We start from the raw sequence: 15028 nt of genomic DNA, 5'->3' as shown, positions 1-15028 counted from the left end.
ACGCTCCACAGGGAATACGAATGACCAAGGCCATCTCCGCCTTTCTGATCCTCGCGATGATCGTCCAGCTGATCAAGCCCCTCGGCCTGCCGGGACTGAGGCGCCGCAGCGACTTCTGGAAACTCGCCGTGGTCGCCTTCGTCACCTGGTCGATCACGCTCCTGATCCGGCCGTGATCGGCCGACGCCTCACTTCGCAGCCGCAGCCTTCTCCGTCTGCCATTCAGGCAGGGGGAAGAGCCTGTCATAGGCCCAGTTGAAGATGAAGGCATAGACCAGGTAGAACAGGGCGAAGGCCACGTCCATGACGAAGGCCTGCCAGAGGCTGATCCCGAGATACCAGGCGATGAACGGCATGAGCACCATGAGCAGGCCAACCTCAAAGAGGATGGCGTGAATGATGCGCATGGGCACGGTCTTCAGCGTCGTGCCGGTGTAGCGGCGCAACATGTGGTCGAAGCCGAGATTGTAGAGATAGTTCCAGCCGGTCGCGAGCGTCGCGCTGACAATGCCGACAATGCCGATGTCGGTGGGCGGGACCGAGAACGCCCAGCTGCCGATCGGAATAATCAGGGCAAGGCCGATCAATTCAAAGCTGATGGCGTGGCGAATACGGTCTGCGGCGGTGCGCATGTTCTTCCCTCCGGGAAAACAGGCGGGTCGTCCCGCAGTGATCATCATACCCTATATGGGGAGGTCGTCCTCACCCGCGGATATAGTCAGCCAAGCCCGCTGCGGCAAGATAGTCTTGCTGAAGTTTTCGGCATTTGCGCAAGGATTGAGCGAGAGGGTTCCGTTCAGATCAGCAGTTCGCCGCGCGAGACCAGAACAGAGCTTCCGCTGATCTCGACGGAGTTGAAGGCTGCGTTCCGTGTCCGGACGGACAGCCGGATCAGGCTTCGGCGGCCCATCTCGACGCCTTGCTCGATGAGGAGGCGGCGCTCGTCGGGTGGCGCCTTGAGCGTCGTCAGGAACGCGCCAAGTGCTGCGGATGCGCTGCCCGTTGCCGGATCCTCGGTGACATTGTCGAAGGGGGCGAACATGCGGGCGCGCAGATGATCCTGACCGACCCAGGTGTAGAGGAAGGTCGCGCAATCGCAGTCTTCCGCGGCGTATTCCTGTCTGAGGGCCGTCAATGGTTCCAGACGAGAGGCGGCGCGGGCCAATGCGTCGAGGTCCTTCACTTCGATCAGGATGAACTTCAATCCGACGGACGCAAAGGTTGGCTGGTGCCGACTGGTCTCGATGTCCCTGGACGAGAGCCCCACGCAGGGTGCCATCACCCCCGGCGGGATCGAGGCGCCGATCGTCAGCGGGCCGGGCGCCCGGATCGTCGTTGCGCTGACGTCGCCAGTGTCTTTGCGGGAAACCGAGACCTCAACCAGCCCAGCCTTTTCCTCGAATCGGATCCGGTCGCTCACAGGGTTGCCGAAGATCGTTCCTTGGCTTGCGAGCACATAGGCGGTGCCGACATTCGGGTGACCGGCGAAGGGCACTTCTGTCACGGGGGTGAAAATCCGCACCTCGGCGGTGTTGCCAGGATCCTTGGGCGGCAGGACGAAGGTCGTTTCCGAATAGCCGAATTCGGCCGCGATCTGCTGCATCTCCCTGTCGCTCAGGCCCCGTGCATCGGTGATCACGGCCAGCGGGTTGCCAGCAAAGCGCGTTTCGGTGAAGACATCGACGGTGACGAAGGGGATGGTACGAGACGAGTTCGGCATGATTGCTCCAGAGGCTTTCCCTGCTCCTGATAACGCAAGAAGCCCGGCGCGTGGCCGGGCTTTCGTGTCCTGATGACAAGTTTGCTGTTTCTGGTCGGTCGGAGCGCCTATTCGGCGGCCATCGCGCCGACCTTGTTGACGCTGGCGGCGTAGATCTGATCGATCGTCTCGGCAATGCTGGCGTTGAACTCGGCATCGCTCATCGACACGCGCAGCTTTTCCGCAAGCGCGCGGGAGAAGCTCGCGATCATGCCGTGGTTGTGGCTGAGCTTCTCGCAGGCATCCACCGTGCTGTAGCCGCCAGACAAAGCGACAACCCGGATGACCGACGGGTGGGAGACGAGCGGTGCGTAGAAATCGTCGACCGTCGGAATGGTCAGTTTCAGCATGACCTTGTCACCTGCCGGCAGCCGGTCGAGTTCGGCGGCAATCTCGTCACGCAGAATGGCTTCGGCTTCCCGCTTCGTGGGGCTCTTGATGGAGACTTCCGGCTCGACGATCGGAACGAGGCCCTGGGCGATGATCTGGCGCGCCACCTCGAACTGCTGCTTGACGACCGCAGCGATGCCACCCTTGTCGGCATGGGCGATCACGGAGCGCATCTTGGTGCCGAAAATGCCTTTCTCCCGGCCCCGGACGAGCAGCGCCTCGAGTTCCGGCATCGGCTTCATCAGCTGCACGCCGGTCTCTTCTTCCAGCAGGCCTTTGTCGATCTTCAGGAAGGGGACCACGCCGCGCTTTTCCCAGAGGAAGGTTGGAACCGGCTCGCCGTCGACATCGCCGTCCATGGTGCGTTCAAAGAGGATGGCGCCGATCACCTTGTCGCCGGTAAAGGCGGGGGCCTTCATGATGCGCACGCGCATGGCGTGGATCAGGCGATACATTTCGTCGTCACCCTGGTAGTCGCTCTCGGAGACGCCGTAGAGACGCAGGGCGCCCGGTGTCGAACCGCCACTCTGGTCCAGCGCGGCGATGAAGCCGGGTGCCGAGGTCATTTTGTCCAACATCTTCGCGTCCACCATCTCTCACTCCTATCCCTGAACATGGCGCGCAACGCGCCCAACTGAATTCCTGTTGTGGCACCTGGCCGCCTGGGCTGTGCCGGTCACTCCCGGACCGTCTCGGTCCTGCGGGACCGGTCTGTCTTCGGCGATAACAGAACTTCCGCGAAGGGAAAATGGTCCGCTAAGCTATTGAAACGATTGAAATCATTTCAATCGTTTGAAAATTCAAAGATTTTTAAATGCGTTTCAAACGGCATGGAAATTGCGGTTGTCGCAGTCGAGGTGCTCGGAATTTGAGCGGGGCAAAGCAACGCATGCCACCGACCGAGGTTCCCGCTGGCTCATGGTAACGCAAAGACTGAGACGGCCAAATGACTGTCGACAACAAAAAGACCGCGCGCCGGAGGGGCGCGCGGTCGATCGGTTTCAGGTTCTGTTAAAGACAGCTCAGCCCTTGGTCAGGACCGCGACGCCTGGCAATTCCTTGCCTTCCATCCATTCGAGGAAGGCGCCGCCGGCCGTCGAGACATAGGAGAAGTCGTCGGCGACTTCGGCATGGTTCAGCGCCGATACGGTGTCGCCGCCACCGGCGACAGACACAAGCTTGCCGGCCTTGGTCTGTTCGGCCGCATGCTCGGCCGCGGAGACGGTTGCCTTGTCGAAGGGGACGATCTCGAAGGCGCCGAGCGGGCCGTTCCAGACAAGGGTCGCTGCCTTTTCGATCCAGTCGTTGATCAGTTCGACCGATTTCGGACCGACGTCGAGCATCATCGCGTCGGCGGGGATGGCATTGATGTCGACCGTTTCGTTTTCGGCATTGGCCTTGAACTCGCGGGCAACCACGCCGTCGACCGGCAGAACGATCGAGCAGCCGGCCTTCTTGGCCGTTTCCATGATCGAGCGGGCGGTGTCGGCCAGATCATGCTCGCAGAGCGACTTGCCGACATTGATGCCCTGAGCGGCGATGAAGGTGTTCGCCATGCCGCCGCCGATGACGAGGGCGTCGACCTTGGTCACGAGGTTGGAGAGTAGATCGATCTTGGTCGAGACCTTCGCGCCGCCAACGATGGCAACGACCGGGCGGGTCGGCTGGCCGAGGCCTTTTTCCAGCGCTTCCAGCTCGGCCTGCATGGTGCGACCGGCATAAGCGGGCAGGTGATGGGCAAGACCTTCGGTCGAGGCATGCGCGCGGTGGGCGGCGGAGAAGGCGTCGTTGACGTAGATGTCGCCGTTCTTGGCAAGTTCTGCAGTGAATTCCGGTGTGTTCTTCTCTTCGCCCTTGTGAAAGCGGGTGTTTTCGAGAAGCAGGATGTCGCCGTTTTCCATCTTGGCGACGGCGTCGGCGGCCGGTGCTCCGATGCAGTCCGAGGCGAAGGAGACGCTCTGGTCGAGTACTTCCTCGACGGCCGGTGCGATCAGCGAGAGCGACTGGTCGGCGACCGGCTCACCCTTCGGGCGGCCGAAATGGGCGAGCAGAATGACCTTGGCACCCTTTTCCGACAGCTCATGGATCGTCGGCGCCACGCGCTCGATGCGCGTCGTGTCGGAAACCTTGCCGTCCGTGACGGGAACGTTGAGATCGACGCGGACAAGCACACGCTTGCCTGCGATGTCGGTGAGATCGTCGAGTGTCTTGAAAGCCGGCATGAAACTACCCGTCTTGAATGCTGTTGAACTGGGCTGACGGGCCGGACCTTACACCGCTCAGATGACGGCGCAAGGCGCGAGGTTTCATTTTTCGCCGGATTGATCCAGCCTCGTCTCGCCGCGTTTGCGACGCAGATAATCGCGGCTCGCCAGAACAAGTTCACGGATATTGAGGAAGATCGGCCAGGTGGTGGCGGGCTCGACCGGCTCCATGGACACGCCGACGGAAGCGATATGGCCGTGTTCGTCGATGTCGCGGACAATCAACACGATGGCACCGAGACGAACCCGGTCGGCATAATCGCCGCGACCGCCGAGGCGTTGGGTGATCATCTCGGCGACGGTCTTGCCGCGCTCGCTGTCGGTGATCGAGAGCGGGCCATAGGCTTCGTCGAGGTCGCGCACATGGGTTGCGGGCGAGATCGCGAAGGTGCCGAAGAACTCACCGTCGTCTTCTTCCACCGGGGCTTCGGTGGCGAAGAGGCGATCGAGCAGCTTGGAATAGCTCGGCGCGATGAAGAGGTAGACCTGGTCGTTTTCGCGCAGCCGGCCGGCATACTGGTAACGCATCGACTTGCCGTCGCGGATGACCAGCGAGGGCATAGCCCAACGCGGAATACGCTCGCCGCGAAGAACAGGGCTGCCGGCAACGACGCGGTAGGCGAGGAGTTCGTGATTGGCCGAGCCCGGCAGGTCAAGCTCGACCTTGTCGATTGCGCCAATACGTGGCGGAATGATCAGCCCGAGGCGCTTTGCGAGCGGCTTGATGGTCCAACCCTGCAGCACCAGCGAGATCATCACGACGATGAAGGCCGTGTTGAAGAAGAGCTGGCCGTTGTCCATGTTGCCGATGACCGGCACGATCCCGAGCAGGATGGAGACGGCGCCGCGCAGGCCGACCCAGGCGATGAAGCCCGTTTCACGCTGAGTGAAATCGAAGGGCAGCAGGCAGAGCCAGACGGCGAGGGGGCGCGCAATGAAGACGAGGAAGAGGGCGAGCAGGACGGCCGGCAGCAGGATCTGCGGAAACTCGGAAGGGGTCGCGAGGAGGCCGAGCACGAGGAACATGATGATCTGGGAGAGCCAGGTCATGCCGTCCTGGAAACGCTTGATCGACACCGTCGAGGGCAGCTTGCGCGATCCGGCATAGATGCCGGCGACATAGACGGCGAGGAAGCCACTGCCGCCGATCAGGCCGGTGAAGGCGAAGATCATCAGGGCCATGGCGAGCATGAAGATCGGTGCCAGACCCTGCTCGATCTGGAGCCGGCGCAGGATGAAGGCAATCGACGCCCCGCCGATGAGACCGAGGATGAGGCCTATCCCCATCTGCTCGACGAAGAGCCTCAGCAGATCGAAAGAGAGAGCGTCTGCGCCGCTGCCGTTCGAGATCAATTCGACCAGCGCGATGGCGAGGAAGATCGCCATGGGGTCGTTGGTGCCGGATTCGACTTCGAGCGCCGAGCGAACCCGGTCACGAATGTTGATGCCGCCGATGCGCAGCAGGAAGAACACGGCCGCCGCGTCCGTGGATGCGAGGATCGCGCCGAGCAGCATGCCTTCGAGATAGCTGAAGCCAAAGAGGAAATGGGCGGCAAAGCCAAGAAGCAGGGTGGTGAGCAGGACGCCCGCCGTCGCGAGCGTCAGCGCCGGGGCTGCGGAAAGCCTGAAGGACTGCAGAGATGTGCCGAAACCGGAATCGAAGAGGACAACCGCAAGGGCGAGCGAACCGACGACGTAAGCCAGTCCGAAATTGGAGAAGTCGATGCCGAGACCATCGACGCCGGCACCCAGGCCGATCGTCAGAAAGAGAAGAAGGAGGGGCGCACCGAAGCGGAAGGCGATGAGGCTCGAAAAGGCGGCCAGGAAGACGAGGGCCGTTGCAACCAGCGTGACCGCGTAGAACTCACTCAATCCTCTTCCCCTTTCCCATCACCTGTCGACCGGTCGCACCCACCACTGTCCGTTTCCGCGATCCGGCTGTCAAACCGAAACGTGGTCGCTTCCCGTCGTCATGACGGGCACTTCTTGCAAGGCGGAAGTTCAATGGCTTGCCGAACGGCTTCAGCAAGCTGGAGCAAGATCATGATGATTATGGGGCGGATTTAAATATTTTAATCCGCCCCACGTCATTTTTTACCTCGGCTCGGACATCAGCCCTCGGATGAGCGCATAACACGCGCCGAGGAGGACGACCGCGAAAGGCAAGCCGGTGGACACAGCCATGGCCTGGAGTGCCACGAGGCCGCCGCCGAGAAGCAGGGCGACTGCAACCAGACCCTCGAAGCTTGCCCAGAAGACACGCTGCGGGACCGGTGCATTGACCTTGCCGCCTGCCGAGATCGTGTCGATGACCAGTGAGCCGGAGTCGGAGGAGGTCACGAAGAAGACCACGACCAGGATGATCCCGATGAAGGAAGTCACCGCGGTGATCGGCAGATGGGCTAGCATCTCGAAGAGCTGCAGTTCCAAAGCCGCATCCTGCACGCTGGTCAGGCCGTCATTGACGAGCTGGCTGATCGCGGTGCCGCCAAGAGCCGTCATCCATAGGACCGAGACGAGCGACGGGATCAGCAGAACGGCCGTCAGCAGTTCGCGCACGCTACGACCGCGGCTGACGCGGGCGATGAACATGCCGACGAAGGGCGACCAGCTGATCCACCAGGCCCAGTAGAAGGCCGTCCAACCCTGGGAGAAGTTGGTGTCCTCACGGCCGAAGGGATTGGCAAGTGCCGGAAGATAGGTCGCATAGGCCGAGAGGTTCAGGAAGAAGCCCTTAAGGATCTGCATGGTCGGCCCGACCGCGATGATGAAGACGAGCAGCAGGGCTGCAAGGCCGAGATTGACCTCCGACAGAAGCTTTACACCCTTGTCCATGCCCGCGACCACCGAGGCGATGGCGATGCAGGTGATGGCCAGCACAAGCAGGATCATCGTGGTTTCGGTCGCGGGAATGCCGAAGAGGAATTCCAGACCGGCGCTTGCCTGCTGGGCACCGATGCCGAGCGAGGTCGAGAGACCGAAGATGGTCGCAAAGACCGCCAGGATGTCGATGACGTGACCTGGCCAGCCCCAGACGCGCTCACCGAAGATCGGGTAGAAGATCGAACGCAGTGTCAGCGGCAGGCCCTTGTTGAAGGAGAAGAGGGCCAGAGCGAGGGCGACGACAGCATAGATCGCCCAGGGGTGCAGACCCCAGTGGAAGATGGTTGCCGCCATGGCGAGGCGCCGGGCTGCTTCGGGATCGCCGACCGCACCGTTGAGCGGTGCCCAGTCCGTGCGGACGCCGTCTTCGACAACGGGACCGCCGAGTGCGGCCGTGAAGTGCCCCATGGGTTCGGAGACGCCATAGAACATTAGGCCGATGCCCATGCCGGCGGCAAACAGCATCGCGAACCAGGCGAGGTTGCCATAGTCGGGACGGGCGTCGGGGCCGCCGAGGCGGATGCGCCCGAGTGGCGAGAGGATCAAGCCGATGCAGACGAGGACGAAGACATTGCCGGTCAGCAGGAAGAACCAGTCCAGATTGCTGGTCAGGAAGTTCCTGAGGCCTGTGAAGGCCGGCTCGAGCGTCGTCTGGAACGCCAGCGTCAGGAAGGTAAAGAGTACGATCGACAAAGCCGAGACGCTGAAGACGACATTGTGGATGTCGAGTTCAAAGACGAAACGGCGGCGGAAGTTGATGTTGTCCTGACCGATCTCATAGCTGGTATCGATGATCTCGGTCCGCCCCTCTGGCGCCGGGATCGCATCTTCCGCGACAGCTTCATGGGGATCGGTCGTTGTGAGAGCCAATGTTCCGGTATCCTTTCAATGTGAGGTCGAGGCTTCAAGCCTCAGATCGGCGCGCAGGGGCGCCATCGGGGTGGCGCGGGCTATCCAAAGAAGCCGCATTTGCGCCACATTTCGAAGAGGCAACTAGTGGGCCGCCTGATTGTTCCATGGTTGGAGCCAATTTTTTCATCAGGCGATGCCGGCATCTTCGAAAACGAAAAAGGCGGGCCATTGCTGACCCGCCTTCATGCGAGACTGATTTTAATCGATCAGATGAGCTTTGCCATCGCCACTGCCGTGTCCGACATGCGGTTGGAGAAGCCCCATTCGTTGTCATACCAGGTCAGGATGCGCACGAAGTTGCCTTCGAGAACCTTGGTCTGGTCGAGTGCGAAGATCGACGAATGGCTGTCGTGGTTGAAATCGCGCGAAACCAGCGGCTCGTCGGTGTAGCCGAGGATGCCCTTCAGCGCGCCGTTGGAGGCTGCGATGATGGCTTCGTTGATCTCTTCCTTGGTCGTGTCCTTCTTGGCGACGAACTTGAAGTCGACGACCGAGACGTTCGGGGTCGGGACGCGGATCGAGGTGCCGTCCAGCTTGCCCTTCAGGTGCGGCAGAACCAGACCAACGGCCTTGGCTGCGCCCGTCGAGGTCGGGATCATGGAGAGCGCTGCCGCGCGGGCGCGGTAGAGATCCTTGTGCATGGTGTCGAGCGTCGGCTGGTCACCCGTGTAGGAGTGGATCGTGGTCATGAAGCCGTGGTCGATGCCAACGGCGTCGTCGAGCGTCTTGACGACCGGAACCAGGCAGTTGGTCGTGCAGGAGGCGTTCGAGATGACCAGGTGGTCCTTGGTCAGCTTGTCGTGGTTGACGCCGAAGACGACGGTGAGGTCGGCGCCATCGGCCGGAGCCGAAACGATGACGCGCTTGGCGCCAGCCTGCAGGTGCAGGGCGGCTTTTTCACGGGAGGTGAAGATGCCGGTGCATTCCATGGCGATGTCGACGCCGAGTTCCTTGTGCGGCAGGGTGGCCGGATCCTTGATCGCGGTGACCTTGATCGGCTTGCCGCCGCCAACGATGATGGTGTCGCCTTCGACCTTCACGTCGGCCGGGAACTTGCCGTGGATCGAGTCATAGCGCAGCAGGTGGGCGTTGGTCTCGACCGGGCCCAGATCGTTGATGGCGACGACTTCGATGTCGGTGCGGCCGGATTCGACGATGGCGCGGAGAACGTTACGTCCGATACGGCCGAAGCCGTTGATGGCAACTTTCACAGTCATTGGTGCACTCCCGATTGAATATTGAGCTCTTGGGCAATGTCAGGGCGCAGCACGCGCGCCCTGGCGGGATGGTGTCAGGCAAGCTTTTCTTCAGCCGCGGCGACAACTGCGTCTGCCGTGATGCCGAAGTGCTTGTAGAGTTCCTTGGCCGGGCCGGAGGCGCCGAAGGACTTCATGCCGATGAAGGTGCCGGTGGAGCCGATGATCGCGTCCCAGCCCTGGCGAATGCCGGCTTCGACGGCGATCTTCACCGGCGCATGGCCGATGATCGCTTCCTGGTAGGCGGCGTCCTGTTCGAAGAAGAGTTCGAAGCAGGGGACCGAGACGACGCGGGCGGAGATGCCCTTGGCTTCCAGCTGCTGCTGCGCCTTGATCGCGATCTCGACTTCCGAACCGGAGGCAAAGATCGAGACCTGTGCGTCGCTGGCCGAGATCAGCTCATAGGCGCCCTGGGCGCAGAGGTTACGCTCTTCATATTCCGTACGGGCCGGGATGAGGTTCTGACGGGTCAGGGCCAGACCGGACGGACGGTCCTTGTGCTCCAGCGCCACCTGCCAGCATTCCACGGTTTCCGTGGCGTCTGCCGGGCGGAACATCAGGAGATTCGGAATGGCGCGCAAGGCGGCCATGTGCTCGACCGGCTGGTGGGTCGGGCCATCTTCGCCGAGACCGATGGAATCATGGGTCAGGACGTGGATGACGCGGATGCCCATGAGAGCAGCAAGGCGGATCGACGGACGGCAGTAGTCCGAGAAGATCAGGAAGCCGCCGGAATAGGGGATCAGACCGCCATGCAGGGCGATGCCGTTCATGGCCGCGGCCATGCCGTGCTCGCGGATGCCGTAGTGGATGTAGCGGCCGGAGAAGTCGGTCGGGGTGATCGACTTGGTCTGGCTGGTCTTTGTGTTGTTCGAGCCGGTCAGGTCGGCGGAGCCGCCGAGTGTTTCGGTGACGACGCCGTTGATGACCTCAAGCGCGTCTTCCGAAGCCTTGCGGGTGGCGACCGTCGGCTTGGTTTCGGCGAGCTTCTTCTTGTAGGCGTCGACGGCGCCGGCGAGCGTGCCGGGCAGTTCGCCTGCGAAGCGGCGGTTGAATTCAGCGCGCTTCTCAGCGTCTGCAGCAGCAAGGCGTGCTTCCCATTCCTTGCGGGTCTTGGTCGAGCGCAGGCCAGCCAGACGCCAGGCGTCGAGCACGTCTGCCGGGATCGAGAAGGCTTCTTCTTCCCAGCCGAGCGCCTTGCGGGTGGCGGCGATTTCGTCGGCGCCGAGCGGCGAGCCGTGAACCTTGTGGGTGCCGGCCTTGTTCGGGGCGCCAAAGCCGATGACGGTCTTGGCGGCGATCATGGTCGGCTTGTCGGATGCCTTTGCGGTTTCGATCGCAGCCGCGATTGCTTCCGGATCATGGCCGTCGATGGCGATGGTGTTCCAGCCGGCCGAGCGGAAGCGGGCATGCTGGTCGGTCGAGTCGGCAAGCGAGATCGCGCCGTCGATCGAGATGCCGTTGTCGTCCCAGAAGACGATCAGCTTGTTGAGCTTGAGGTGGCCGGCCAGCGTGATCGCTTCCTGGCTGATGCCTTCCATGAGGCAGCCGTCGCCTGCGAGCACATAGGTGTAGTGGTCCTGCAGGTCCGAGCCGAACTCGCTCGACAGCTTCTTTTCGGCGAGTGCCATGCCGACAGCCGTGGCAATGCCCTGACCCAGCGGGCCGGTGGTGGTTTCGATGCCGGAGGCATGACCATATTCCGGGTGGCCTGCAGTCTTGGCGCCGAGCTGGCGGAAGGACTTGATGTCTTCGATCGTCATGTCCTCGTATCCGGTGAGATAGAGGAGCGAGTAGATCAGCATGGAGCCGTGGCCGGCCGACAGCACGAAACGGTCGCGGTCAGGCCAGAGCGGGTTCTTCGGGTCGAAGCTCAGGTAGCGGGTGAAGAGAACGGTCGCGACATCGGCGCAGCCCATGGGCATGCCGGGGTGGCCGGAATTGGCCTTTTCCACTGCATCCATGGCGAGGAAACGGATCGCATTCGCCATCCGCTGATGTTTTTCGGGAGAAATCATGGCTTATCCGCTTGTTCCGGGGCTTCGAGATACGGCCCGCCGGGACGGGCCGCCTGAACGGGGCTGATCCTTATCAGGTGCATCGCGCAAGTCAACAAAAGGGCCGGCCCGGGGCGTTTCCTGAGCCAATAAAACATCTCATTGCCTCTTTCCTGTGCGACTTGTCCGGATGACTTCCGCAGCGGCAATAAGCGGCAGTCTTCCACAGAATTGGCTTCTTCCAAGGGGCCGCGCTTTATTGACGCGCGGCAAGACCGGGGCTTACTGTCCCGGCACACAGGATCGGGGCGGCCACAACGATTCGTGTAGCGAACAGACATCACTGAGGCAGGGGCGAAATAATGCCGGCGGAAAATTCGGTTGATGCCGCGCTCGCAGCGCTACGGCAGGCTGTCGCCGGGCTCGAGAACGCCGTCGACATGCGCTTCGAGGCGGAACGGGAGAGCACGGAGATCGATGGCGAAGTTCGCCGCGTCCATGCAGATCGTGCGCGCCTCGCCCAGGAACTGGATCAGTCGGAGTTTCGCGCCAACCGGCTTGAAGAGGTCAATCGCGAGGTTTCGCGCCGACTGGTGACCGCGATGGAGACGATCCGGGCGGTTCTCGACCGCTGAACGGTCGGCTAAAGGCGTTTGTGTGCTTCCGGCGCGATGGCGTCGTGCGTAAGAAAGAGTTGGATGGCCGATGTCGCAGGTGACAGTCACGATCGACGGAAAAGCCTATCGCATGGCTTGCGAGGAGGGGCAGGAGGCCCATCTGACCGAGCTTGCGAGCCAGTTCGATCGTTATGTCGGCCATCTCAAGGGACAATTCGGCGAAATCGGTGATCTCAGGATCACGGTAATGGCCGGCATCATGGTCATGGACGAGATGGCCGAGATCAACCGCCGCCTCGCCGCTGCCGAAGCCGAACTCAAGGGCTTCCGCGAGGGACGCGACACGGTCCTCTCAGGCGTCCATCAGCGCGAAGAAGCCGTGGCGCATGCGATTGCCGATCTCGCCGAGCGGCTGAACGGCATCACCCGCAAGCTCACCCAGCGCCCCGCGCCCCAGCCCCAGGCTTAAGGACAATTTGCTGAGCCCACTGGCGCAGTCAGGGCGAAGCGCCTATATCTGAATTGCGATCTGCGCCTCACGACAGGAACCACAATCCCTGGGGCCATACTCGATCCAAAGGGAGCTGTCCCTGACCGGGCCCGTGGGCTCGGACATATGGCGCCCACCTACGTTTGTAGGCACCCAGGATCGTAAATCTCCATCGGTTGCCGTGGATCGCACCTCACTCTTCAAGAGATGACATGCAAAAAGCCGCCGCGATTGCTCGCGACGGCTTTTCCTGTTTTTGGGCTCCTGGGATCAGAATTCTTCCCAGTTGTCCTGCGAGGCTGCAGCGGCCGTGTTGCCGCCGCCGAAGGCCTTGGCGAGGCCGCCCATCATCTTGCGAGCCGGAGAGGCAACCGGCCGGGTCTCGGCTGCGGCGGCTGCCGGACGCGAGGCGGCGCGGGGAGCCGGAGCTGCCGGCGCCGTGTAGGCCGGGGTGGAGACGGTGCGTGCCGGGGCCGCAGCGTTGCCGGCCATCCGGAATTGGGCGACAAGGCCACCGAGATTGCGGGCGCTGTCGGCAAGGCGGTGGGTGACCGCGGTTGCCTCTTCCACCATGGCAGCGTTCTTCTGGGTGAACTGGTCCATGTGGTTGACCGAGCCATTGATCTCGTTCAGCGCTGTGGACTGCTCGCGGGCCGCCGATGCGATCGCCGTGATGTGGTCGTTGATAACGGCCACCTGGTTGGAGATCTCGCCGAGCGCGCTGCCGGTCTGCTGGACCAGCGAGACACCGCCGGCGACGGCTTCGCCCGACTTGTTGATCAGCGCCTTGATGTCCTTGGCGGCATTGGCCGAACGCTGGGCAAGTTCGCGAACTTCCTGGGCAACGACGGCAAAGCCCTTGCCGGCTTCACCGGCGCGTGCGGCTTCTACGCCTGCGTTCAGGGCAAGCAGGTTGGTCTGGAAGGCGATCTCGTCGATGACGTTGATGATCTTGGAGATCTCGCTCGATGCCTGTTCGATCCGGCTCATGGCTTCGATCGCGTCGGAGACGACCTTGCTGGAGCTTTCGGTGCTCTGGCGCGCCTTGGTTGCCATGTGGGCCGCTTCATCCGCCTTGGCCGAGGAGCCGCGAACGGTCGAGGTGATTTCCTCGAGTGCCGCGGAGGTTTCCTCGAGGGAGGCTGCCTGCTGCTCGGTGCGCTTCGAAAGGTCGTCCGTTGCCGAGCGCATTTCGGCAGAACTTGCCTCGATGCCGGAAGTCTCGGCGCGGATTTCCGACAGCGTGCTGCTCAGCTTTTCGACAGACGCGTTGAAATCGAGGCGCAGACGATCGAGGTCACCGGTGAAGGGACGATCGATGCGCACCGTCAAGTCGCCGTCGCTCAGGCGGTTGAGACAGCCGGCGAGAACGTCGACGGCTTCTTGAACCATGCGGGAATCCTCGGCCTTGGCGCGTTCGCGTTCAGCACGTTCCTGGTCGCCCTGGGCTGCGGCTTCTGCCGCCTGGCGCTCGATCTCGATCTTCTGGATGGCGCTTTCGCGGAAGACGTTGATCGCGCGAGCCAGTGCGCCGACTTCGTTCTTCAGATCCTGGTCGGGAACCGAGGTGTCAAGCTGGCCGGCTGCCAGACTTTCGGCCACGGCCGTGAGGCGCGGCAGCGAGCCGACGATGCGGCGCACGAGAAGGGCGATCAGCGTCGCGGCAATCAGCAGGACGATCAGCGCGGTTGTCCCGATCGCATAGGTCATCTCGGTGGCGATGCCGTTGATTTCAGCCTTGCGCACACCCGCATAAAGAATGCCGATGACGTCGCCGGCAGGCGAGAAGATCGGCTGATAGATGGTGTAGTAAGGCGTTTCCAGGATCACGGCCTCGCCGCGGTAGACCTGACCCTTGACGGAATAGGGGTAGACCGCGCCGGTCTGGCCAAGTGCCGTGCCAACGGCACGGTTGCCGTCAGGCTTGATGATGTTGGTCGTGCGGCGCCAGAAGTCCTTGCTCTCGGCATCCCAGGCAAAGATCGTCGCGGTCTGGCCGGTCATGCGGCCGATCGTGTCGATCATGCCATGCTCGGTAAATTCGGTAGGGATCGACTCCATGACGACCCGTTCAACGTTGCCGTCCTTGGCCCAGGTGATCTGGGTGCCGGGAAGGTCGCGTTCGATGATCGTCGCGGCGGTGCGCAGGCTTGCATCCTGGCCGGCGATGGCCTGTTGCTGAATGCGCGTCTCGATGCTGCCGGAAATGACCCAGGCCACCGCTCCGAGGGACGCGACGAGGATCAGAACCGTCGTTGCCGTGATCGTTTTCGTGATGCCGAAGCGTGAAAATAGCTGCATGAAGCGATGCCCCTTGATCATTAACTCGAACCTTAGTCTAAGCTCTTCGGGTTAATCCTTGGTTTTCCAAGGGAATTGCAAAGGCACTTGATAAAGGGCAATTGCTCGATTTTTTGGCTTTTGTCACCCCAGATTTGGGGTGGCCCGTTCAGGATCAGC

At 62.2% G+C, this 15028-nt stretch carries 12 protein-coding genes and 1 other RNA gene; 4 read left to right on the top strand and 9 right to left on the bottom strand.

What is annotated here, in order from left to right; all coding sequences use genetic code 11:
• Nucleotides 1-20 precede the first annotated feature (20 nt).
• Nucleotides 21-176, top strand: coding sequence for a hypothetical protein (locus M1E12_RS13020; RefSeq protein ID WP_166600938.1), 156 nt, complete (start codon nt 21-23; stop codon nt 174-176).
• 12 nt (nt 177-188) lie between these two features.
• On the opposite strand, the gene M1E12_RS13015 is transcribed toward M1E12_RS13020, so the two are convergent.
• From M1E12_RS13015 to tkt, 8 genes are all read right to left on the bottom strand, one after another.
• Complete coding sequence (locus M1E12_RS13015; protein ID WP_136538178.1) at nt 189-632, bottom strand: PACE efflux transporter; 444 nt, start codon at nt 630-632, stop codon at nt 189-191.
• A gap of 164 nt (nt 633-796) precedes the next feature.
• The gene (locus tag M1E12_RS13010) at nt 797-1720 is read right to left on the bottom strand and encodes a PhzF family phenazine biosynthesis protein (protein WP_479562083.1); all 924 of its coding nucleotides are present in this window, start codon (nt 1718-1720) and stop codon (nt 797-799) included.
• 107 nt (nt 1721-1827) lie between these two features.
• Entirely contained in the window at nt 1828-2742 is a 915-nt protein-coding gene (locus M1E12_RS13005) for a fructose bisphosphate aldolase (protein ID WP_479562082.1), read from the bottom strand.
• A gap of 429 nt (nt 2743-3171) precedes the next feature.
• Nucleotides 3172-4371 carry a phosphoglycerate kinase gene (locus M1E12_RS13000; protein WP_479562081.1) on the bottom strand — a complete coding sequence of 400 codons (1200 nt, stop codon included), beginning with the start codon at nt 4369-4371 and terminating at the stop codon, nt 3172-3174.
• 84 nt (nt 4372-4455) lie between these two features.
• Entirely contained in the window at nt 4456-6285 is a 1830-nt protein-coding gene (locus tag M1E12_RS12995; RefSeq protein ID WP_479562080.1) for a potassium/proton antiporter, read from the bottom strand.
• A 222-nt stretch (nt 6286-6507) separates the two neighbouring features.
• Nucleotides 6508-8166: a BCCT family transporter gene (locus tag M1E12_RS12990; protein ID WP_479562079.1), complete on the bottom strand. Its 1659-nt coding sequence runs from the start codon at nt 8164-8166 to the stop codon at nt 6508-6510.
• 248 nt (nt 8167-8414) lie between these two features.
• Nucleotides 8415-9425 (bottom strand): type I glyceraldehyde-3-phosphate dehydrogenase, encoded by a 1011-nt coding sequence (gene gap / locus M1E12_RS12985; protein WP_113458495.1) that lies wholly within the window; start codon nt 9423-9425, stop codon nt 8415-8417.
• A gap of 74 nt (nt 9426-9499) precedes the next feature.
• Nucleotides 9500-11482 carry a transketolase gene (tkt, locus tag M1E12_RS12980; RefSeq protein ID WP_479562078.1) on the bottom strand — a complete coding sequence of 661 codons (1983 nt, stop codon included), beginning with the start codon at nt 11480-11482 and terminating at the stop codon, nt 9500-9502.
• A gap of 341 nt (nt 11483-11823) precedes the next feature.
• Here tkt and M1E12_RS12975 point away from each other — a divergent pair, with 341 nt between their 5' ends.
• The 3 genes from M1E12_RS12975 to ssrS all read left to right on the top strand — a co-directional run bounded on the left by M1E12_RS12975 (nt 11824) and on the right by ssrS (nt 12760).
• Nucleotides 11824-12096 (top strand): DUF4164 domain-containing protein, encoded by a 273-nt coding sequence (locus M1E12_RS12975; RefSeq protein ID WP_076394074.1) that lies wholly within the window; start codon nt 11824-11826, stop codon nt 12094-12096.
• 70 nt (nt 12097-12166) lie between these two features.
• Complete coding sequence (locus M1E12_RS12970; RefSeq protein WP_113458493.1) at nt 12167-12547, top strand: cell division protein ZapA; 381 nt, start codon at nt 12167-12169, stop codon at nt 12545-12547.
• A 54-nt stretch (nt 12548-12601) separates the two neighbouring features.
• Nucleotides 12602-12760, top strand: a non-coding RNA gene (gene ssrS / locus M1E12_RS12965) — 6S RNA.
• 78 nt (nt 12761-12838) lie between these two features.
• Here the strand turns inward: ssrS and M1E12_RS12960 are convergent.
• A complete protein-coding gene (locus tag M1E12_RS12960) occupies nt 12839-14869 on the bottom strand; it encodes a methyl-accepting chemotaxis protein (RefSeq protein WP_479562077.1) in 2031 nt (676 codons plus the stop codon).
• Between the last annotated feature and the right edge of the window lie 159 nt (nt 14870-15028).

The organism is Rhizobium sp. K33 (genome assembly GCF_056501445.1).
Note: the sequence above shows the minus strand (reverse complement) of the source record. Positions and strands in the feature narration are given on the sequence as shown.